This is a genomic window from Bradyrhizobium jicamae (genome assembly GCF_018130215.1).
Taxonomy (GTDB): Bacteria; Pseudomonadota; Alphaproteobacteria; order Rhizobiales; family Xanthobacteraceae; genus Bradyrhizobium; species Bradyrhizobium jicamae_A.
The window spans coordinates 1-1,307 of sequence record NZ_JAFCKQ010000127.1 but is presented as its reverse complement, the minus strand read 5'-3'; the positions used below and the strand labels follow the sequence as shown (position 1 = coordinate 1,307).

General features: G+C 61.5%; 1 pseudogene. It reads right to left on the bottom strand.

The features are described from left to right. Positions 1-198: 198 nt before the first annotated feature. Positions 199-1,199 (bottom strand): annotated as a pseudogene (locus JQ586_RS40280) (IS110 family transposase). Positions 1,200-1,307: the final 108 nt, after the last annotated feature.

Sequence of the window (1,307 nt, the reverse complement as noted above, 5' to 3'; positions counted from 1 at the left end):
GCTGACATGTGTCCGGCCTCTGATGCGGCTGTCACATGCCGCCGGCCCGTATGGGAGTTCGCGGAACGGGTCCAACTCAACCTCGCGTGCTCGAAGCACGTATCCATGATCTGGTTTTCCCGATCCCGTCTCTTTGACCGTAGCGCCATACTCTCCGTTCGACCTTCTCACACTTGGGTAGTCCGCTCGAGGAGCGGACTATCTCGCTGCCATCGCCGGTGTCCGGTAAATGCCGCCCCTGGCCATCAACGCCCATACGATGCGCGCCGTCTTGTTGGCCAAGGCGACGATCACCAGCATGGGCGGCTTGCGCTCTAGCATCCGCGAGAGCCAAGGATCCGTCATCGAGCCCTTTCGCATGGCCCAGCGCACGGTGGCGCTGGCTCCGATGATCAGCAGGCGACGCAAGGTTCGTTCGCCCATCCGGGATGTCTCCCCGAGCTTCTGCTTGCCGCCCGAGGAGCGTTGCAGCGGCGTGAGGCCGAGCCATGCCGCAAAATCGCGACCCTCTTGAAGGTCTGAGCAGATGGGGCCAACGCGGCAAGTGCTGTAGCGGTGATCGGTCCTATACCGGGAATGGTCATCAATCGCCGGGCTTCCGCATCCTCTCTGGCGCGCCGGGCAATCTCGCGATCAAGCACGGCCACTCTCGCGTCCAGCGACCGTAGCTGCTCAACGAGCAGAAACAGGATTGGGCGGGCAGCTTCGGGGATGGTGGAACCCTTCTCAATCGCCGCAACAAGCTTGGTCACATGGAAGAGCCCCTGCGCGGCCACCAGTCCGAATTCAGCAAGATGCCCACGTATCGCATTGATGGTCTGGGTCCGCTGGCGCACCACAAGGTCACGAACGCGAAACACCATGGCCGCAGCTTGTTGCTCTTCGCTCTTCACGGCAACGAACCGCATGGTCGGCCGCTGGGCTGCTTCGCAGATCGCTTCGGCGTCAGCGGCATCGTTCTTTTGCCGCTTCACGAAAGCCTTGACGTAACCTGGGGCGATCAGCCGGACAGCATGTCCCAGCTTCGCAATCTCCCGCGCCCAGTAATGGCCGCCGGCACATGCCTCCATGGCAACCGTGCAGGTCGGTTGCGTGGCAAGGAACCCAAGCACCTGATCGCGGCGAAGCTTTTTCCTGAACAGCACACTTCCCGACGTATCCCCGCCGTGTACCTGGAACACATTCTTCGCCAGATCCAACCCCGATTGTGTTAACTTCCAACATGGACGCCTCCGTTCAAGTGATGATCAACGACACCACTTTGGCACAGCGATGCCGTCAGGGGGCGTCCACCCCATCAATCTCGG